Here is a 20978-nt window from a genome sequence, read left to right as displayed (position 1 = left end):
TCTTACGCAAAAAGCCCGATCAGACGGCGGATGCGGCCGATATCCGTGCCGATGAAGGACTGCATGCCGATCGCCACCTGTTCCGGCGCCATGGTGTCGACGAAGCGGCGGAACTCGTCATCCGAGAGCGGCTCGCCGTTCCAATGGACGCGGCAGAACTCCTCCGAACCGTGGAAATGGCCGGCGCCCTCAAGCACGTCGTCGACATAGCGGCCATAGATCATGCATTCGGAGAACTGGCGCGCCGAACCGACGACGCCGACCCAGTCGCGGCCGTGCATCTTTTCGATGCGCCCGCACATTGCGTTGACTGTCTCGCGGCGCCAGGCGATCAGCGTCGAGATGTAGTCGTGGCTCGATCGATTGGCAGGACCGATGCCGAGTGCTGCGCCGGCATTGCGCGACCAGATGCGATGCTCGTCATGCCCGTCGTTCGACAGCACGCCGTCGCGCCGGAACAGCCGCACCTTGCCGTCGCGCCAGAAGGCGCCGGTATCAAACGGTTTCAGGAAGGCGACGTCGGAATCGCAGAAGACGAGCACGTCTTCCTTTGCCTGCCCGGCAATCGCGATGCGGCGCAGCTGCTGCACATGCCAGCCGCGCAGCGGCTGCGTTCTGAGGCTCAGCCAGACGCGGCGGCGGAAGCCGCTCAGCGGGTCGTCGAACACGCGCAGCCAGCGCGGCAACAGATCCCGCTCGTCGACGACGCTGCGGCGGCTGCCTTCGAGCTGGCGAAACAGCGCGACATCGCGATGTTCGGTAAGGATGTAATGATGCGCCATGCCGGTGACGTGGCGGTCGACAGTTTCGCACAAGAGCCGGCACCGCTCGAAGTCGCGTGCGTAGCTCGCGGTGACGATCGCGGCCAGGGGAGCGCGCGGCAGCGGTTCTATCGCAGTGGCGGTGTCCGGCACGAAGCGGCTGTTCACCGGCGCGCCTCCAGCGGTCGCGGGCCGAGCGACAGTTTCTGCCTGACGACGCGCCACAGGAAGAGCGGGTTGCCGACGATGTAGCGGCGCCACAGGCGGCCGGGTTCGATCCACAGGCGAAACAGCCATTCGAGCCGCAGCCGGCGCAGCCAAAGGGGGGCGCGCGGCACCGAGCCGCTCATGAAATCGAGCAGCGCGCCGACGGCCACCGGCAGCGTGCAATGGCGGCTGTCGATGTGGCGCTCGATCCATAGTTCCTGGCGCGGCACGCCCATGGCGACTAGCAATATATCCGGCCGCAGCCTGGCGATGCGCTCGAGGATCGCCGGCTCCTCGGCGGCGGAGAAGAAGCCGTCATGGATGACGACGAAATTGTGCTGCATGGCGAGCGTCGAAAGCTTCGCGCATGCGGCTTCGGCATTGGCGCGCGTCGTGCCGAGCAGCGCCACCGTCAGCGGATGGGACGAAGCCTGCAGGAAGGCCGGAATGAAATCGGTGCCGTTGAGGTTGCTGGGGAAAGGCGCGCCGTAAAGCAGCTTCGCCGCGATGTCGACACCGACACCATCGGGAAGGATAAGGAAATTTTCCAGCGCCTCGGCAAAGACCGGATCGGTGCAGGCGAGGTTGGCGTTATGGGCGTTGAGGAAGCTCACCTTGGTGAAACGGCGCTCGTCGATCAGCCTTGTGAGCAGAGCGATGGCCTCGTCCCAGCGTATGGCCAGCACCGGAATGCCCAAAATGGTCTTCAGCGTGTCGAAGCCGAAGGCGGCGCGCGCGGTGTGCATGTTCATGCCGCGACCTCCTGCCTTATGGCGCCGAGCTTCTCCAGGCCAAGCTCGATCGCGGCGTCGAGCGCCTTGAGCTGGCGGCGGTGGAAGGCGCTGCCATCGACATCGCGGACATTGGCGGCGGCCGCCTGGAGGGCGGCGGCGAAAGCGACCGGATCGTCGGTCACCACGCAATTGTCGGGACGATAGCCGATGCCGCGCAGCGAGCGGCTGGTGGCGACGGAGGGCAGGCCGAGCTCGAAGGTTTCGATGGTCTTCAGCTGCACGCCACTGCCGGCGGTGCTGATCAAGGGAATGACGGCGGCGCCGCGCACAAAGGCCTGCGCATCCGGAACCCTGCCGACGAAAGAGATGCCGGGATGCGGCGAGCTGATGCCTGCAGGCATGTTGCCGGCGATCCTGACGCGGAAATCCGGCTTCAGATGCGGCACGACCTTGGTCAGAAACCAGTCGAGCCCGATGCGGTTGGGCTGCCAGGTCCAGGTGCCGATCAGCGCGGCGTCGCAATCGATATGCCGCTTGGCCTTGCTTGTCGGCGCCTGCGCACGGGTCACCAGCGGCAGCACCGCCGAGCGTCTGTCGGAGGCGACGCCAAGTGCCGCGCGGTCTTCCTCGGCCAGCGTGAAGACAAAGCGCGCGGCGCCGCAGAGGCGTTCCTCAACGACCTTGAGGAGCCTGGCCTCGCGGCGGAACATCCAGCGCTGAAGCGCGCTGCCCGCGGCGGCGGCGTTTTCCTCGGCCGAGCGATGCTCGACATTGTGCGCGACGAAGACGAATGGACGGTCGGCGAGAACCTTCTCGAAGGCGCCGGCGAACTGCACCGAATTCAGGACATAGCCGTCGAAGGGACCGGCGCGTTCGATGGCGGCGCGGACTTGCGCGTCGGAGACGACGCGCAGCTTGACCGAGGAGAAGGTAAAGCCGGAGAGAACCGCCTTGCCCAGCCAGGCAAGCTTCTGCAGCGGCGAAGCGCTTTCGGTGCGGACTTCGACGGCATCGAGCACGATAGTGTTTTGCGGGTCGGACGGGGCCTTGCCCGGCCAGATGAAGCCGATCACCGTCACGCGCACGCCGGCGCGCCGCAGCGCGTCGATGATGGCGGCATTGGCAATCTCGTAGCCCGAGGCGAGAGCGCCATCAGGCACGATCGATGTGGCGAACAGCAGATGCATCTCACCTATCCTTGACTGCAGCCGGTAGCAAAACGCGGTGAAGCCTTGATTAAATGGCACTGTCAAAGGCCGAAGACCCGACTCTTCCGACAGGCGGGCGAGAAGGTGATTAACGGAACGTTATCACCGCGATGCTATCGAGGGCTCAAACCCACGCTGCTTAAAACGGATGATCCCCTTGCCGTCCGACGCTTCTGTATCGATCGCGGGACGGTCGCCGGGGCTTGTTGCGGAAACCGTCGAGGCGGTGGTGACGCTGCCGACCTTCAAGCGGCCTAAGCAGGTGCTTGAAACGCTGACCTCCCTCAAGACGCAGCGGACCGACCGGCGCTTTGCCGTCATCGTCATGGAAAACGAGGCCGAGGCGCGCGAGGGCGCCAAGGCCGTGCTTCCGTTGTTCGAGAGCGGCGAGATGCCCGGCCTGGTCATCATCGCGCATGAGCGCGGCAATTGCAGCGCCTATAATGCCGGCTGGCAGACGGCGATCCTGCAATTTCCCAATTTTCGCCACCTGCTGGTCATCGACGATGACGAGATCGCCGAGCCCGACTGGCTGGAGCGCATGTGTGGCGCCGCCGAGACGCTTCAAGCCGACATTGTCGGCGGCCCGCAAGTGCCGGTCTTTGCCGATCCGGGCCACGCCCGATGGGCCGAGCACCCGGTGTTTGCGCCGCCGTATCGCGAGACGGGCCGCGTGCCGGCGCTCTATTCGTCCGGCAATCTGCTGGTCGGGCGCAACGTGCTTGCAGCCATGGGACCGCCCTTCCTCGACCTCAGGTTCAATTTCATGGGCGGCGGTGATTCGGACTTCCTCAGCCGCTCCGCGCAGAAAGGCTTCGTGCTTGGCTGGTGCGCCGAGGCAAAGGTCAACGAAACCGTGCCGGCCAGACGCGTCGAGGCCGACTGGATCCGCGCCCGCAGCCTCCGCAACGGCGTGATCTCGACGCTTGTCGAAAAGAAGAAGCGGGCCGGCACGCCGTTTGCCGGCCTTAAAGTCTTCCTCAAAAGCCTGGCGCTGCTTGCGGCCTCGCCGCTGCGCGGCGCCGTCCGGCTGGCGCGCACCGGCTCGCTGACCAGCGGCCTCTACCCGGTCTATGTCGCGCTCGGCCGGGTCCTCGCCGAATTCGGATATGCCAATGAGCAGTACCGACAGCCTGAGAAGAATTGAGCGCGCGCCGCTCGGCGCCGCCTTCACCCGGGAAGGTGTGGCGACGGCTATCGCCGCGCTCTTGTTCACCGTCATCATGGTCTCGTTCCGGCCCTTCCAGCCGGCTGGCGCGGAACTGACCGGCGGCGGCGGCGACATCGTCAACCAGCTCGGCTTCGGCTCGCTCGGCGCAATCTCCATCTTCTCTCTGCTGGCCTTCGCCGACCCGCGCGTGCTGCGCTCGCTGGTGAGCCCCTCCTGGGCGCTGATGCTGGGCTTCTTCTTTCTGTCGGTGGTGCTTGCCACGGACCCGCCCGCGGCGATGCGCGCCGCCTCCTTCACCATGATCGGCATCATCACCATGGCGACGGTCCTGGTGCTGCCGCGCGACGCCGATTCCTTCGCCAAGGTGATCATCATCACCGCCGTCGTGGTGATCGGCCTTTCCTATATCGGCCTCTTCGTCTTCCCGCATGAGGCGCTGCACACCGCCGACTCGCAGGAGCCGGAGCATGCCGGCTTGTGGCGCGGCGTCTTCACCCACAAGAACATCGCCGGGCCGGTGATGGCCTGCTTCAGCTTCGCCGGGCTCTATCTGTTCCGGCGCGGGCAGCGCTGGTGGGGCGCAGGCACCTTCTGCGCGGCGATGGTGTTCATGCTCCACACCGGCTCCAAGACGACCGCCGGCCTCGTCCCGTTCTCGATCATGATCGTCGTGCTGCCCAGCCTCATCGGCATGCGACTGGGCACGCCTATCCTGTTCGCGCTGGCGATCATCGCGACCGCCGTCGGCACGCTCGGCATCGTCTTCATCGCGCCGGTGAAGCATCTGGCGGCAATCTATTTCCCCAACCTCACCTATACCGGACGCACGACGCTGTGGGAGTTCGCCGGCGAGATGCTGGCGAAGAAGCCCTGGACCGGCTACGGCTATGAAAGCTTCTGGGGGACGCCGCTGCTGCTCAACCAGGACCAGCCCTTCGACCGACCCTGGGATATCCGCACCATCGTGCATGGCCATGACGGCTATCTCGACATCGCCGTGCTGATGGGCATTCCGGCGCTCTGCGTCGCCGTCTACACCTTCCTGATCGCTCCCTTGCGCGACTATATGCGCATTCCGGCACGCAAGGAGAACATCTTCCTCGGCGACTTCTTCATGATGGTGGTGCTGTTCACCGCGTTGAACGCTTTCCTGGAAAGCTTCTTCTTCCACCGCGGCGACCCCGTCTGGCTCTTCTTCGTGCTGGGCGTGCTTGGCTTGAGACAAGTCTCGCTGCGGCCGATCCCGGTTCGCGTCTCCCACTGATCCTGGCCGATCAGTCTCCACCGAACTGGACTTTCCCGCCGCCCCTCCAGCGTCTAAGGAGAGGCTTTGCGGAGGCTTCCATGACGATCAGGCTCGTTCTCGCCGGTTGCGGCAATATGGGTTACGCCATGCTCTCGGGCTGGCTGAAATCCGCCAAGCTCGAGCCGCAAGCGGTGTTCGTGGTCGAGCCCAATGCGGAACTGCGAAGCCGAGCCGAACATCTCGGCTGCCGCGCCGCCGCCAACGCCGCCGACATTCCGGCCGACGCCGTGCCCGATCTCGTCGTCATCGCGGTGAAGCCGCAGGTGATCCGCGAAGTGACGGCGCAGTACAAGCGCTTCGGCGACGGCCGGACCAGCTTCCTCAGCATTGCCGCCGGCACGCCGGTCGCCACCTTCGAGGAAATCCTGGGCGAGCTCGCGCCGATCATCCGCTGCATGCCGAACACGCCGGCTGCGATCGGCAAGGGCATGATGGTGGTGTTTTCCAATCCGCTGGTCTCCGACGATGTCCGGCGCTTCGTCCTCGAGCTGCTTTCGGCCAGCGGTGTCGTGACGACGATCGACGACGAGGGCCTGATGGACGCCGTGACGGCCGTCTCCGGCTCCGGCCCGGCCTATGTCTTTCACTTCATCGAGGCGCTGACGGTTGCGGCCGAGAAGGCCGGCCTTCCTGCAGAGACCGCCAAGCTGCTTGCCATGCAGACCGTCTTCGGCGCCGCCTCGCTCGCCGCGGAAGCAGACGAGGAGCCGGGCGCCCTGCGCCAGCAGGTGACCAGTCCCAACGGCACCACCGCCGCCGCGCTTGCCGTGCTGATGGGCGGCGACCGCCTGACGAAGCTGGTCACCGAAGCCGTAGAAGCAGCGCGGCTCCGGTCCATCGAGTTGGGCAAGTAGCACCCTGCCCGATCCGACAGATAGCTCAGCCTGGCACGCGCCGCATCCGCCGGGCCGGATCGACCACTGCCATCCCGGCTAACCGATTTCCCCAAACAATCGGTGGGTTTCCCTTTGGCCCAAGGATTGCCGATTGACTTTGGTATAGGCCACCCAGATAAAACTTTCGTTCGCTGACAAAAGCAAATGTTCATCCGCTCGGCTGAACATGCCAGCCTCGTCGGCGAGTGGGGAGTGCCTCTGCCGCAGGGCCGAGGCGTCATTGAATTTGTGGGCATCATACGCTTCGAGCCGAAGCCGATGCCCTGGGGAGGTAGAATGGACACCATACTTGCAGGCTTAAAAGGCGCCATCGACACGCTCGGCGCGACAGTGCTTTTGCCGATCGTCATTTTCATCATCGCTGTGGTCCTTGGAGCCAAGGTCAGCAAGGCTTTCCGCGCCGCCATCACGATCGGCGTCGCGTTCATCGGCATCAATCTCGTGCTCGGCCTGATGTTCACCTCGATCGGGGACGTGGCCAAGGCGATCGTCACCAACACCGGCATCCATCGCGACATCATCGATGTCGGCTGGCCGTCGGCCGCCGCGATCGCCTTCGGCTCGTCGGTCGGCCTTTGGGTCATCCCGGTCGGCATCCTGGTCAACATCGTGCTTCTGCTCGCGCGCATGACACGCACGCTCAATGTCGACGTCTGGAACTTCTGGCATTTCGCCTTTGTCGGCTCGCTGGTGGTCGCCGCCACCAACAATCTGGCTTACGGCATCGTCATTGCCGCGCTTGTCGCCGCGCTCGCCCTGCTCTTCGCCGACTGGTCGGCGCGCGCGGTGCAGCAGTTCTACGGCGTGCCCGGCATTTCGGTGCCGCATCTTGCCTCGGCGCAGATCCTGCCGATCGCCATCATCCTCAACTGGATCATGGACCGCATCCCGGGTATCAACCGCATCAACATCAGCACCGAGACCATCGAGCGTCGCTTTGGCGTCTTCGGCGAACCGGTGATATTGGGGCTGATCATCGGCCTGGTGCTTGGCCTGATCGCCTTTTACAACGCCGGCGACCTCGGCACGGTGTTGGCCAAGGTGCTCGGCACCGGCATGACGCTGGCGGCGGTGATGCTGCTTCTGCCGCGCATGGTGAAGATCCTGATGGAAGGCCTGCTCCCGGTTTCGGACGCCGCGCAGGAGTTCGTGCGCAAGCGCACCGGCGACCGCGAGCTGCTGGTCGGGCTCGACTCCGCCATCCTGATCGGTCATCCGGCGGCGATCTCGTCGTCGCTGATCCTGGTGCCGATCGCGATTATCCTGTCGATTATCCTGCCCGGCAACCGCGTCATCCTGTTCGCCGACCTTGCCGTCATCCCCTTTATCGTCGCGATGACCGCGCCGCTGGTCAGGGGCAATGTCTTCCGCATGGTGGTGATCGGCACGGTGACGCTCGCCGTCGGCTTCTACGTCGCCAACGCGCTGGCGCCGCTGTTCACCAGCGCGGCCGTCGCCTCCGGCTTCAAACTGCCCGCGGATGCGCTGCAGATCACCTCCGTGGTCGACGGGTTCCTCTGGGTTCCCTATGTGATCATCGAAGCGATCCAGGGGCTCGGCGTGATCGGCATCGCCGTCATCGCGGTGGTCATCGCGGCGCTGTTCCTGTTCTACCGCCGCAACCCGCTCCGTTGGGAGCGCGCCGCCGGCGCCGAGGATGAGCCGGCCGAAGGCACTGCCTGAACCGGCGCAGCCTGAACTAACGACCGTGCGCCCAAAGCCGATGCGGCGGGCGCACGGTCCGCATCGAATGGAGCCCCCTTGTCGAATGGCCTGATCCAACTGCTGGACCCCGAGGCGGTCGTCCTCGGCTCCGACGCCTCGACCAATGAGGAGATCATCCGCATCCTGGCCTCCAGGCTGGAGGCGCTGGGCTACGTCAAGAGCAGCTATGCCGACGCCGTCGTGCGACGCGAGATGACGATACCGACAGGACTGCCGCTGGAGCGCGACGACAATGTCGCGGTGCCGCATACCGACCCCGAACATGTGCTGAAACCAGGCGTAGCGATGGGCACGCTCAAGCGGCCCGTCACCTTCGCCAATATGGAAGATCCCGACGAGAAGCTGCCGGTGGGCTTTGTCTTCCTGCTTGCCATCAACGACAAGGACAAGCAGATTGACACGCTGCAGACCGTCATGGCCACCATCCAGGATCCGGCGGCGCTGGATGGCTTGAGGACGGCCAGGACCTTCGAGGACGTCCGCGCCATTCTCGGCTGACAAAGGAAAGAACATGTCCAGACAGAAAACCATTCTTTTTGCCTGCGGCACGGGTGTCGCGACCTCGACGGCGGTCAATGCCGCGGTGACGGAAGCGATGAAGGAGCGCGGCCTGACCTTTCACGCGCAGCAGGCCAAGGCCACGGAAGTACCCGGACTGGCCGACAGCGTCGACTTCATCGTCGCCACCACGCCGATCTCGGCATCCGTGAAAAAGCCGGTGATCAAGGGGCTCGCCTTCCTCACCGGCATCGGCAAGGACAAGGCGCTGGACGAGATCGAGGCGGAGCTGCGCAAATAGGCGCGGCTCAGCCCGCCAGGGCCGGTGAAGCGATCTTCGCTCCATAGAGCATGTCATCCTGCAGCCGGCGCAGGGCATAGAGCCTCGTCGTCCGGTCCGGCGCGGCATTGTCCTCAGTCAACAACCCGCCCTTCTTAACCGGCTTCAGCACCTTGCCGCCTTCGAGCAAGCCGACCGGGACGGCGCGACTGGCTCGGGCGTCGGTGACGGTCATGGTCCAGGAGCGGTAGCAGGTCTCGCCGATGCCATCGAAGGTCTCCCCGGCGGCAAGGTCGCGCTTGGCAAGCGCGCAGACTTCCGCCACCGGCCTCGGCAGAGGCACCATGTCGGGCCTGCCGTACAGCATGATGCGGGCGGCGGTGAGCGGCACTTCCAGCGACGTCAGGTGATAGGGTCTAAACAGGCCGTAATAGGGGCCTTTGCCGACATGGAGATCGTCCATGCGCTCGACGACGCGCGGGTGCGTCGCCTCGACGATGACGAAGACGCCCGGCGCCACGCCCTTGCCGATGGTGTAGTCGACGACGCCCTTCCTCGACAGGAGACCGCCATCCTCTTTCGGGATCAGCACCCTGGCCAGTTGATCGCGGTCGGCCTTGGGGCCGTGCATGCCGGGAACATCCGGAACCAGCCCGGTGGCATTGGCGATGGCGCACATCTCGACCATGGTCTTCGAGCCGTCGACGAACTCGACCAGCATGCGCGGGTTCATGTTGCGGCGCGCCGCCTCCTCGCGGTAGTCGTCCGGAACGGCGTCATGGTTGAGCGGATTGTTCTTACCCTTGCCGGCCGCGACGATGGTCAGTCCAAGCGCCGAGGCGAATTCGATCAGTTCCATGCAGCTCGACGGCTCATCGCCGGCGCCGACCGAGTAGACGACGCCCAACCGGTCGGCCTGCTGCTTCAGGTAGCAGCCGATGGTCACGTCGGCCTCGACATTCATCATCACCAGATGCTTGCCGTGCTCCATGGCTTTCAGGTCGAAATCGGCTGCGACCCCCGGCTTGCCGGTGGCGTCGATGACGACGTCGATCAGCGGGTTGGTGACCAGCATCTCGTTCGAGGTGATGGCGATCCTGCCGCCTTCGATCGCTCGGGTGACCTTGGATGCGGTTTCGGCCTCCACGGCAATCGCCTCGTCGCCATAGGCAATGCGGATCGCTTCGCGGGCTGTATGCGGCCGCCGCGTGGAAATGGCCGCGATCGAAATGCCCGGCATCAGCATGCCCTGCGTCACCAGGTCGGTCCCCATCTCGCCGGAGCCGATGACGCCGATGCGGACAGGCCTGCCCTCGGCGGCGCGCTGGGCAAGATCGCGGGCAAGCCCGGTCAAGGCGATATTGATCATGCAAGAAAACTCACGGCTTTTTGCTCCAGCCCGCAATACAGGGAACGATCCGCCTTTGCCAATCAAACCAGTCCGACATGGCAATTTCTTGCGCATGCTTTGCAGGGCCGCAGCAGATTTCGCGGGGAGCTTGTACGTGGCGGGTGCACGATTCGCCGTTTCTTTCAGGCCATTAACCATTGCAGCTCGCTTCAAATGGTAAAAGCCCCGACGGGCACCCCCGTTTCTGTGCCATTTTTGCTACAGGCTTCGGCCCTAATGTCCGGAATCGCACTTTTAACGGGTGTCTAATCCATTATATGCTCACAACCGCGAAAAATCTGATAGATACTGGTCGAAAGCTCCGGTGGCAGGCTTGGGCAAATAAGCGCCAATAAAAAAGACAATGGCGCGGGGATAGTCACGGGGTAGAAATGACCAGGACGGGTAAAGTGACCGTCGGCTGGAGCCTTGCGCTCGCCGTCACGGTGTCGATGTTGGCTTGCGGAAGCGCCAGCGCACTCACACTCAAAGAAGCCGTTGCCGTCGCAGTGGAATCCAATCCGGAGATTGGACAGGCGATCGAAAACCGCGAAGCAATCGAATTCGAGCTGCGCCAGGCGAAAGGCCTTTATCTTCCCAGCGTCGATCTGGAAGCGTCGACCGGCGTGCGCCGCCTGGACAATGATACAAGGCGCGCGCTCGACGAGGATCACAAAGCCCTCTATCCGAACGAGGCCGACCTCACCGTCTCGCAGACGCTTTATGACAGCGGCGCCCGGCGAGCGGAACTGAACCGCCAGGCCTCGCGGGTCGACGGAGCCTCCTTCCGGGTTCTGGAACGGTCCGAATTCATCGGGCTCGCGGTGGTCCAGGACTATCTTGAATACATGCTGCAGGCTTCGATCGTGGCCGAGGCCAAGAAGAACCTGGGCTTCCATCAGTCGATCCTCGGCGACATCAAGCAAGGCATTGCGGGCGGCGCGCTCAACGAGGCCGACCGGCAGCAGGCCGAGGAACGCCTCTTTGCCGCCAAGGCGCGGATGCAGGAAGCGACCGAAGAACTCGAGGCGGCCAAGATCCGCTTCTTCAAGAATGTCGGCAAGCCGCTGACCAACCCATCGCGGCCGGCAGACGTCTCGGCCGCCCTGCCGCGGTCGCTGGACGATGCGATCGGGCTCGCCAGGCAGAACAATCCGCGCGTCCATATGGCCAACAGCGATATCGACGCCGCCGCCTCGCTCGTCGATGCGGCGCGGGCGAAATACGGCCCGACGATCACCGCCGAAGGCGTTGCCCGGGGCGGTTACGACATCGATGGCGACAACGGCGATGCGAGCGACCTGCAGGCCCGGGTGGTGCTGCGCTGGAACCTTTACCGCGGCGGCATCGACAAGGCCAACGAACAGGAACAGATCCGCCGCACCAGCGAGCAGCGTCTTGCGATGCACCAGGTGCTGCGCGAGATCGAGGAAGCCGTCCGCACGTCGTGGGACCGCCGCTTCCGCCAGGCGGATCTCGCAAAGACACTGCGGCAACAGGCAGCCACGAATGAAAAGCTCGTCGCTTCCTATCGCGAGCAGTTCAAGGTCGGACAGCGCTCGTTGCTCGATGTGCTCGATGCCCAGAACACGCGTTTCAACACCGCGACATTGGCCGACACATCGTCCTACGCGTCGCTGTTTGCGGAATACAGGCTGCTGGCCGCGACCGGGGAATTGCTGAAGACGCTCAACATCCAGCCGCCGAAGCAGGCCACGGCTTATGCGCAGACTGAGTTCGGCGTGCCGCCGACGGCCGATACCGAAACCTACGCGCGCACGCCGTCGGAGCAGAAGAACGATCTGCCGTTCGACATCCTCGCGCCGGTCAGGAAAAAGTAGCCGATGTAAGCATCGATCTTTCAGTCCTTCGGGGCGGATCGTGAACCAGCAACCGAACATCCTGTCGCCGAAGGAGGCCTTCAAAGCCTGCTTCTGCGCCGTTGCGGCCTATCTCGGCCGGCCGAGCGCGGAAACCGTGCTGTTCGCCGGCGTGCCGATTTCGGAGACGCGCATCGAGCCGGAGGAAATCCGCCATCTGGCCGAGCGCATCGGCCTGGAGGTCCAGGATTTCAACCATCGCGATTTCCTGCGCGGCCGCTTCGACCTTCCGGCGATCGTCTTCCGCGTCAGCCAATTGCCGATCGCTCTCCTGGCGGAAATCGAGGGCGGACAATATCTGACTGCGCCCCAGGAAAACGGCCGCACCACGATCGACAGGGCGGAACTCGCCGAAAGCTATATCAGCGGCGGCACGTCCTTTTCGATCACCTATGCCAATCAGGCCGAGGAGATGACGGTCGGCACGGCCGCGCGGATCGAAAGGCGCCACTGGCTGACCGGCACGATGGGGGCGTTCTGGCGCACCTACTCCAAGGTGGTGCTGTCGGCCGTCTTCATCAATCTGCTGGCGATCGCCTCGCCGATCTTCACCATGAACGTCTACGACCGCATCCTGCCGAACAAGGCGATCTCGACGCTTTGGGTGCTGGCGCTCGGCATCGGCGTGGCGATCCTGTTCGACCTGCTGCTCAAGACGGCCCGGGCATCGCTGATCGACTATGCCGGCCGCAAGGCGGACCTGCGGATTTCCTATCTGCTGTTCGAGAAAGTACTGAATTCCTCGCTTTCGGCGCGGCCGGGGTCGACCGGCGAATATGCGAACCGCGTCACGCAATATGAGTTCGTGCGCGAGTTCTTCACCTCGAACACGATCAGCGTCTTCATCGACACGATCTTCGTCTTCGTCTTCCTGGCTGTGATCTACGCCATCGGCGGCTGGCTGGTGATCATACCGGCGCTGGCCTTCGTCATCTCCGTCTTTGTCGGACTGATCACGCAGCGGCGGATCGGCAAACGGGTCGCCGCCTCGATGAACGAGGCATCGCAACGCCAGGCCCTGCTGGTCGAATCCATTTCGACACTGGAGACGATCAAGTCGCTGCGCGCCGAAGCCTATCTGCTGCGCAAATGGGGCGAGCACTCGAAGAACGCGGCCAACACGTCGGAGAAGATCAAGGAACTCTCGGCGGCGGCAGGCAACATCACCGGCGCTATCCAGCAATTCGTCACCGTTGCCCTGGTTGTGGCCGGCGCCTATGCGTTCTCGGAAGGCCAGGTCTCGACCGGCGCCATCATCGGCACCGTTATGCTTGCCGGCCGAGCCGTGGCGCCGCTCGGCCAGATCGCCATCACGCTTGCCCGCTTCCGGCAGGCGATGTTGTCGCTCAGGATCATCAACACGATCATGTCGCAGCCGGAGGACCGGCCCGACACGGTGGGTTTCGTCAACCGGCCGATTCGCAGCGGCGCGTTCGTCTTCAAGAATGTCGGTTTCGCCTATCCGGGCACGGAAAACGAGGTCCTGAGCGGGCTCAACATCGCCGTCCGGCCCGGCGAGCGGGTCGGCATCATCGGCCGCATCGGCTCCGGCAAGACCACGATGGGCCGGCTGATCGGCCGGCTCTTCCTGCCGACGTCGGGAGAGCTGCTCATCGACGGCATCGACATCCGCCAATACCACCCCTCGGAGGTCCGCGCCGCCGTCGGCATCGTCGCGCAGGCCGGCGACCTGTTTTCGGGAACCATCAAGGAGAATCTCCTGATGGCGGCGCCCGAAGCGACCGACGAAGAGATCATCGATGCCGCCAAAGCCGCCGGCGTCGACGACTTCGTCTCGCGCCATCCGCGCGGCTACGACATGAATGTCGGCGAGCGGGGCACCAATCTGTCGGGCGGGCAAAGGCAAGCGGTGGCAATCGCGCGCCTGCTTCTGACCAAACCCAAGATCGTCTTCCTGGACGAGCCGTCGGGTTCGATGGACCTCGCTTCGGAACGGCAGTTGATCAAGCAGCTCAAGGTGGCGTTCGACCGCAACACGACGCTGATCGTGTCGACCCATCGCTACAGCATGCTGGAGCTTGCCGACCGCCTCATCGTCATCGATCAGGGCCGCGTCGTCGCCGACGGGCCGAAGGAACAAGTCATCCAGGCGCTGCAGAAGGCAAATGCCTGACCGGAACGCATAGACATGCTTGCAAGGGAAGATCGGCCACCCCTATTCGCCTCGGCCTCCGTCTACATCATCGGAGCGCTGTTCGTGTGCTTCACGGCCTGGGCATCCTTTGCCGAGGTCGACGAGATCGCGCGCGGCGAAGGCAAGGTCATACCGGCTTCGAAGACGCAGATCATCCAGGCCAGTGAAGCCGGCGTGGTGCAGGAGATCGCGGTCCAGATCGGCCAGATCGTCAAGAAGAACGACCTCATCATCCGTCTCGACAATTCGGGGAACACGTCGAGCCTCGGCGAGGAACAGGCCAAGGCGCGCGCGCTGCAGGCGCGCATCGCGCGGCTGCAGTTCGAGCAGAGCGGCAATGTCGAAGGGTCGTTCCCCTGCCCCGCGGAAATCCAGAAGGTCGCGCCGGAAATCTGCGACAACGAGCAAAAGCTGCTCGTCGCGCGCCGCGACAATTTCGAGGTCAAGCTGTCGGTTCTCAAATCGCGCCTCGACCAGCGCGAGAAGGAGCTGGACGAGGCCACCGCCAATGCCGACCGCCTGTCCAAGAGCCTGGCCGTCAGCGACCAGGAGACCGCGCTGGTCGAATCCATGGTCAAGAAGGGCCTGATGGCCAAGACCGAGCAGATCCGCGTCGAGCGGGAGCAGACGGACCTGCACGGCCAGCTCAACCTTGCCGGCGAGACCATCAAGAAGAGCAAGGCCGCGATCACCGAGGCGCAGCTTCAGGTGAATGAATTGGGCCTGCAATTGCAGCAGGAGGCATTGAGCGACCTGACGCAGGCGCTTGCCGATCTTTCCGTGGTCGACGAAACCATCCGCGGCGCCACCGATAAGGTGGCTCGCACTGACATCCGCTCGCCGGTCGACGGCATCGTCAACACGCTCGACGTCAACACGCTCGGCGCCTTCGTGCAACCGGGCGCGGTGGTGGCCGGCATCGTGCCGACCTCCGAGACGCTGCTGGTGGAGGCCCGGGTTTCGCCGCGCGACGTTGCCTTCATCCAGCCGGACCAGGAGGCGCTCATCAAGGTCACGGCCTATGATTTCTCGATCTTCGGCGGCATCGAGGGCAAGGTCTCCAACATCACCGCCGACAGCCTCGTCGACCAGAAGACCGGCGAGCCTTACTACCAGGTGCGGGTCGCCACCGAGAAGTCGACGCTGACCAGGAACGGCAAGACCTATTCGATCATCCCCGGCATGATCTGCTCGGTCGACATCAAGACCGGCCGCAAGACGATCCTCAACTATCTTTTGAAGCCCATCAACAAGGCGCGTCAGGAGGCAATGAGTGAGCGATAGCGCCATCCGTCCGGACACTTCGCGCGAGCGGCTGCTGCCGGCGCTCGCGGCCGAGGATTTCGGCCCGGAATTCCGCGTCGTGGCGCGCGGCGGCGTGCGTCGCGGCATCCGACTCGAGCGCGCCTTCTGGGTGTCGCTGAAGCAGATGGCCGAAAGCCGCAAATGCACGATCGGAATGCTGGTCGAGGAGATCGCCGAACATCATCCCGACCAGGGCAACCTCACCTCGGCGATCCGGGTCGCCTGCATGCGCGGCCTTGCCGAAGAGAGTATGGAGCTGCGCAAGCTCGCTTCGATCCGCACGATCAACGCGATCCTGGTCGCCTGCCCCTCACCCGCTTTCGCGCTGTCGTCCTCCAAGAAGATCCTGGCCTTCAACACGCCGTTCCAGCAACTGGTCAGGCGCCAACTGCCGAGCGCGCCGGGCGAGGATGGCCGGCAGGATCTGAAGCTGGCGCTCGACCTCAACGTTCCCGATATCTTCGCCCGGCTCGACGCCAATGGCGAAACACCCGTCACCAGCGGTTTCGTCATCGGCGCCGGCGAGCGCCGCTATCGTGGCCAGCTCAGCGCCGTGCGCGCGCCCGTCGCCGAACCGGAACTGTTGATGGCGTTCGTCTTTAACGGGTAGTTCCTCAATACAGAAGTATTGACCGGTGGGTTAGTGTGCGTTGGCAGATCTCCGGCCTTGGCGATTGGCCGAGACGCCTATCGCGATCGTTATCCACGGGCGGAGCAAGGAGCGAAGCGAACCGCGCAGACCCGAGGATCCATGCCGTGACTTGGGAGCGCCGCAGCGGTCCAGAATTCGCATCGTTGCACACTTCGGTCCAGGTAACGGCATGGATTCCAGGGTCTGCGCGCGTCGCTTCGCTCCTTGCTCCGCCCTGGAATGACGAGGTTCGGGAGCCTTCAGCTCACCGCCAGCGTTTGCGCTTGCGCGACAACAGGCAGAGGGCAGTTTCCGCCGGAAACGTTTAGCCGCTTCGGACTACTGCCTGAGATCGGAAGCCACTGACTGTTCCGGCGCGCCTTCGCCCGGCGCCACCGTCGCGACACCGCCGGCGATGTCGGCGATCTGCGCGCCGGACTTCGATCCGTGGATCCAGGCGCGATCGGTGCTGAAGGAATAGAGCGGAACATAGTCAGGCAGATCGCTGTCGCGCATGACGGCGTTGCCGAGGCTATCGAGGATAAAGGCGCCGCTTCCCGTGCTCACCGACAGCACGGCATGGAAGAACTTGCGGCGGCGGTCCTGGAGCACCACCAGCGACATGCTCTGCGCCGGGACGCCGGCCCTGAGCAGCGCCGCCATCTTGAGTATGGCGAAATCCTCGCAATCGCCGGCGCGATGCTCGAGAATTTCCGAGGGCTTCGCCCAGTAGTCGAGCTTGCCGTAGACGGTCATATCCGACTTGTAGGCAATCAGGCGATTGATGCTGCTGTTGACGAAGGACAGCTTCTCGCGAAAACCCTTGTCGCCGGCAATCTTGATGATCTCGGCGAAAGTCGGGCTCTCATGGTCGCAGGGGCTGCCGGCGGTGCAATCGAGGATGGCCTTGTAGACGGGAGCCCAGCGCGCCGCGACAGGAAAGTTGCGCATCGACAAAGCGACGGAGCCGAAGACACCGGGAATGATCGCGGCGGTCTGGATCGGGTCGATGCCGGGATCGGCCATGGCGGTCGAGTGCGCTTCAACCTGATAACGTAGCGTCGGCGCATAGCCCGCCAACACGTCGGCGATCCGGTAGGCGGCGGCCGGCTGCAAAGGCTGCGGCCGGGCCAGCGAAACGCCGCCGAGGCTCGCCGGCGCAGGCACCTGTTGCAGGGCCGGATCCGCGCCCGAATTCACGCCGGCTGATGATGGATTCGCCGGAACGGCAAGGCCGATCGCTAGCAAGAGAACCTTGATCCCCGTCATCCCCGGGGCTGCTTTTTGTATTTTCATAACGCCCACCTTTGACTGTGGACGCTACCAATCTTGTCTCAAATTATCGGAAAGGAAGGTGGGTAAATTTCCGCGAATCACTCTGTTCTATTTTCTATCAAATTTTATTTAAATTTATACTTTCATTTACCAAACCGGCGCGGCGCGCCGAAGCCGATCCAGCATTCCTTAAGATCATGCATATCCGGATATATCATCGCGATTTACCAAGTGTAAAAAATGCGATTCTCTACATATTCGAGTATATGAAATAGATTGAAGGTCTGTTGCAAAGTCCGGGCCTGACATGTCTCTTTCCGGGAAATGCCGGAGGGGCTTTAGCTATGACGACCAATATCGAATTCGACGCCGTTTCAAATTCCTGGGACGAGCATACCAGCGCCGCTGAAAATCATATCTCGACGGGTGTCCAGGTCGCGCAGGCGACCACCGGCCAGGCGGCGAGCGAGCCCGTGCCGGTCGATGTCGGCAGCGGCGCGCCGGCGCAGGGCGCGGCCAATGCGCCGGCCGCCAACGCTCCGGCTTCCAATGCCGCCCAAGGAAACGCGCCGGCAGGAAACGCGCCGGCGGCGAATGCCGCGGCTACGAACGTTCCGCATGAGTATCACGCCGAAGCCGGCAATGTCGTGAAGCTCCCCGCCAATGTCTCGATCGACAACATCAAGGTCGACGGACACAATCTGGTGCTGGTGCAGCCTGACGGATCCGAGATCGTCATCAAGGACGGCGCGCTGAACGTGCCGACCTTCATCCTGGGGGACGTCGAGGTGCCGCGCGTGGCACTGATCGCCGCGCTCGAGGCCAGCCATGTCGATGTCGCCTTCGGCGCCGACGGCTCGATCTCGGCCGGCGGCAACGGCTCGCCGAGCAGCGCGGGCGGAAATTTCGAACAGCCCGCAGGCGGCATCGGCGACGGCTTCGGCCTCACCGCCCTGCTGCCGCCGACGGATCTGGCGTTCGGCCAACCCGAGCATCGCGACCTGTTCCCGGGTCTCGTGCGCGAGAATTCCACGCCGACGATCCTCGACCTGACGCCTTCGGTCGACGGCGGCGACACCACTGTCGATGAGAAGGGTCTGGAAACCGCCGGCGCGACAGGGTCCGGAGAAGCTGGCACCAACGTCGCGGTCGACAACGACCCGTCAGAGCACAACACCGGCACCTTCACCATCAATTCGCCCGACGGCATCGGCTCGGTTGACATCAACGGCCAGGTGATCTCGGCAGCCGCGCTCACCAACAGCGGGACGACGCCGATCGAGATCACGACGCCGCTCGGCAACACGCTGACCATCAACGGCTACGATCCGGCAACCGGCCAGGTGAGCTACACTTACACGCTGCTGCATAGCGAGCCTCACCCCGGCGCAGGCACCGATTCCATCTTCGACAACATGACGGTGACCGTCACCGACTCGGACGGCGACGTCTCGCTTCCCGGCACGCTCTCGGTCCGGATCGTCGACGACGTGCCGACGGCGAACGCCGACACCGATGCCGTGGCCGCGGGCTCACATGCGCCGATCGACGGCAATGTCATTACCGGCGCCGGCAGCGACGGCAACGCCGCGGGCGCCGACGGCAAGGGCGCCGACGACGCCAGTGTGACATCGGCCTACGGCAAGGACGGCGCCGGCTCCGCGCAGACGGTGACGGACGCAGGCGTCTCGATCGCCGGCCAGTACGGCACCCTGCTGCTGCACTCGGACGGCAGCTACACCTACACGCGCGCGGCAAACACGCCGGGCGGCGTGGACGACGTGTTCCACTACACGCTGACTGATGGCGATGGCGATCAGTCGAGCACCACGCTGACGATCAATATCGGCAACGAGCCACCTAAGCTGGGCGACATCCCGGCCGCAGGCGCCGACGGCGCGGTCGTCAACGAGGCAGGCCTGGCGAGCGGTACGCTCCATGACGGTTCGAACGCGACGAGCGGCACGATCGGCTTTACCTCGCAGGATGGGGTGAACTCGGTTTCGCTGGGCGGCCACGCGCTGTCGAGCGATTCGGGCAATCCGACGACGTTCACGGACCCGACTACGGGTGGCACGGTGAGCGCGTGGTACGAGTACAACAGCGCCACCGGAGCGGGCACGATCCATTATAGCTACGAACTGACGACCGACTATCACAGCGCCACGGGCGGCGACGGCACCAACACGGAAGCCACACCCAGCTTCGAAATCGTCGTGACCGATCAGGATGGCCAGCCCGCTTCCGGCAACCTGGTGATCAATGTCATCGACGACGTGCCGGCGGCGAAGGCCGATACTGACGCCGCCCAGTCCGGCGAGACGGTGACGGGCAATGTCGAGACCGGCACCAGCACCCATGGCACCGGCGCGGCCGACACGGCGGGCGCCGACGGCATCGCATCGATCACCTGGACGGGTGCGGTAACGAACAACGGCGTGACGACTGTGACGGGCGCGCATGGCGTGCTGACGGTCTATGCCAATGGCGATTACAGCTATCAGGCCACCCCGAATACGCCCACCGGCACCGACGTCTTCAACTACACGATCACCGACGGTGACGGCGACACCTCGCCGGCGACGCTGACGATCGAGGTGACCGGCAGCCAGCCGCGTGTGGTGGCGGAGGTTGCGGCGGTCAACGAAGCAGGCATCGACACGACGCCGCCGGCCGGCGACCTCGGCCCCGGGACGGTGGACGGCTCGCATGCGGGCGACGGCTCGGAGACCACGACGGGCACGCTGACCTTCTCGGATCCCGACGGAGCAACCGTGACCGGTGTTCAGGCCGGTGATATCGGCGGTGACGTGAGCGGCAATGTCGGCACGAACATCAATGGCACATACGGCATCCTGCACCTCAACGCGGACGGCACCTATACCTATACGCTGACCAAGCCGGAAGCGAATGTGCCGGCCGGCAATGACGGCGCCAATGTGCAGCCCGGGCAGGACGTGTTCACGTTCACGGTGACCGATAGCTTTGGCAATACATCCACGTCGACCATCAAGATCAACATCACGGACGATGTGCCGACGATCTCGGGCGCGGTGGTCGGCAGTTCGGTGACGCTCGACGAGACCAGCAACGGTCCGACGACGGACGGCGTGCTGAACCCGGCGATCATGACGGCCACGAGCGCTGCGGCGATCGTGACGCTGACCTCGACCTACGGCGCCGACGGCGCCGGCACGACGGCTTATGCGCTGTCGGTGACGAACGCGGCCTCGGGCCTTGCGACGGCACAGGGCGACCATGCCATCACGCTGGTCCAGGTCGGCGCCACGGTGCAGGGCCAGTATACCGATGCCGGCGGCACGCACACCGCCTTCACCGTGTCGATCGCCTCCGACGGCAAGCTGACGGTGGTGCAGAACGTCGCGCTCGAACACCTGGTCGACGGCTCGACGGCTGCCGCCTACAACGACGCGCTCAACCTTGCCGGCAAGATTGCCGTGACGGCGACGGTGACGGATGCCGACGGCGACACCGCCAGCACCGGTGCCATCGACATCGGCGGCGCCGTCACCTTCCTCGATGACGGCCCCTCGAT

Annotated in this window: 16 protein-coding genes; 11 read left to right on the top strand and 5 right to left on the bottom strand. The window is 64.3% G+C overall.

From position 1 onward, the window contains the following. Positions 1-2: 2 nt before the first annotated feature. From P9273_RS04045 to P9273_RS04035, 3 genes are read right to left on the bottom strand one after another with little or no spacing between them, the layout of a single operon-like run. Entirely contained in the window at positions 3-929 is a 927-nt protein-coding gene (locus P9273_RS04045; RefSeq protein WP_278047728.1) for a DUF6492 family protein, read from the bottom strand. Next, positions 926-1720 carry a WecB/TagA/CpsF family glycosyltransferase gene (locus tag P9273_RS04040; RefSeq protein ID WP_041003215.1) on the bottom strand — a complete coding sequence of 265 codons (795 nt, stop codon included), beginning with the start codon at positions 1718-1720 and terminating at the stop codon, positions 926-928. Before P9273_RS04040 ends, P9273_RS04045 begins: the two co-directional genes overlap by 4 nt. Continuing rightward, positions 1717-2889: a glycosyltransferase gene (locus P9273_RS04035; protein ID WP_278047727.1), complete on the bottom strand. Its 1173-nt coding sequence runs from the start codon at positions 2887-2889 to the stop codon at positions 1717-1719. The genes P9273_RS04040 and P9273_RS04035 overlap by 4 nt, the downstream gene beginning before the upstream one ends. A gap of 169 nt (positions 2890-3058) precedes the next feature. On the opposite strand from P9273_RS04035, the gene P9273_RS04030 reads away from it, so the two are divergent. The 6 genes from P9273_RS04030 (at position 3059) to P9273_RS04005 (ending at position 8807) form a co-directional block, all read left to right on the top strand. After that, entirely contained in the window at positions 3059-4057 is a 999-nt protein-coding gene (locus P9273_RS04030; RefSeq protein WP_278047726.1) for a glycosyltransferase family 2 protein, read from the top strand. After that, positions 4026-5345, top strand: coding sequence for an O-antigen ligase family protein (locus P9273_RS04025; RefSeq protein WP_278047725.1), 1320 nt, complete (start codon positions 4026-4028; stop codon positions 5343-5345). The genes P9273_RS04030 and P9273_RS04025 overlap by 32 nt, the downstream gene beginning before the upstream one ends. 80 nt (positions 5346-5425) lie before the next feature. Then, positions 5426-6241, top strand: a complete 816-nt coding sequence (gene proC / locus P9273_RS04020; RefSeq protein WP_278047724.1) for a pyrroline-5-carboxylate reductase — start codon at positions 5426-5428, stop codon at positions 6239-6241. 318 nt (positions 6242-6559) lie between these two features. Beyond that, positions 6560-7966, top strand: coding sequence for a PTS galactitol transporter subunit IIC (locus P9273_RS04015; RefSeq protein ID WP_278047723.1), 1407 nt, complete (start codon positions 6560-6562; stop codon positions 7964-7966). Between the two features lie 78 nt (positions 7967-8044). Next, the gene (locus P9273_RS04010; protein ID WP_278047722.1) at positions 8045-8506 is read left to right on the top strand and encodes a PTS sugar transporter subunit IIA; all 462 of its coding nucleotides are present in this window, start codon (positions 8045-8047) and stop codon (positions 8504-8506) included. A gap of 13 nt (positions 8507-8519) precedes the next feature. Next, a complete protein-coding gene (locus P9273_RS04005) occupies positions 8520-8807 on the top strand; it encodes a PTS sugar transporter subunit IIB (protein WP_278047721.1) in 288 nt (95 codons plus the stop codon). 7 nt (positions 8808-8814) lie between these two features. Here the strand turns inward: P9273_RS04005 and P9273_RS04000 are convergent, their stop codons facing one another. Next, on the bottom strand, positions 8815-10155 hold the full coding sequence (locus P9273_RS04000; protein WP_278047720.1) for an NAD(P)H-dependent oxidoreductase: 1341 nt from the start codon (positions 10153-10155) through the stop codon (positions 8815-8817). Between the two features lie 413 nt (positions 10156-10568). Here P9273_RS04000 and P9273_RS03995 point away from each other — a divergent pair, with 413 nt between their 5' ends. From P9273_RS03995 to P9273_RS03980, 4 genes are read left to right on the top strand one after another with little or no spacing between them, the layout of a single operon-like run. Further along, positions 10569-12017 carry a TolC family outer membrane protein gene (locus tag P9273_RS03995; protein ID WP_278047719.1) on the top strand — a complete coding sequence of 483 codons (1449 nt, stop codon included), beginning with the start codon at positions 10569-10571 and terminating at the stop codon, positions 12015-12017. Between the two features lie 40 nt (positions 12018-12057). Then, positions 12058-14190: a type I secretion system permease/ATPase gene (locus P9273_RS03990; protein WP_278047718.1), complete on the top strand. Its 2133-nt coding sequence runs from the start codon at positions 12058-12060 to the stop codon at positions 14188-14190. A 15-nt stretch (positions 14191-14205) separates the two neighbouring features. After that, positions 14206-15495, top strand: a complete 1290-nt coding sequence (locus P9273_RS03985; protein ID WP_278047717.1) for an HlyD family type I secretion periplasmic adaptor subunit — start codon at positions 14206-14208, stop codon at positions 15493-15495. After that, positions 15485-16126: a ribbon-helix-helix domain-containing protein gene (locus P9273_RS03980; protein WP_041003200.1), complete on the top strand. Its 642-nt coding sequence runs from the start codon at positions 15485-15487 to the stop codon at positions 16124-16126. Before P9273_RS03985 ends, P9273_RS03980 begins: the two co-directional genes overlap by 11 nt. 360 nt (positions 16127-16486) lie before the next feature. Here the strand turns inward: P9273_RS03980 and P9273_RS03975 are convergent, their stop codons facing one another. After that, positions 16487-17416: a transglutaminase-like cysteine peptidase gene (locus P9273_RS03975; RefSeq protein WP_336619358.1), complete on the bottom strand. Its 930-nt coding sequence runs from the start codon at positions 17414-17416 to the stop codon at positions 16487-16489. Between the two features lie 350 nt (positions 17417-17766). Between P9273_RS03975 and P9273_RS03970 the strand changes: the two genes are divergently transcribed. Then, positions 17767-20978, top strand: a 3212-nt coding sequence (locus tag P9273_RS03970; protein WP_278047715.1) for a DUF5801 repeats-in-toxin domain-containing protein, incomplete at its 3' end; no start/stop codon positions are given.

The organism is Mesorhizobium sp. WSM4935 (assembly GCF_029625735.1).
Taxonomy (GTDB): Bacteria; Pseudomonadota; Alphaproteobacteria; order Rhizobiales; family Rhizobiaceae; genus Mesorhizobium.
Note: the sequence above shows the minus strand (reverse complement) of the source record. Positions and strands in the feature narration are given on the sequence as shown.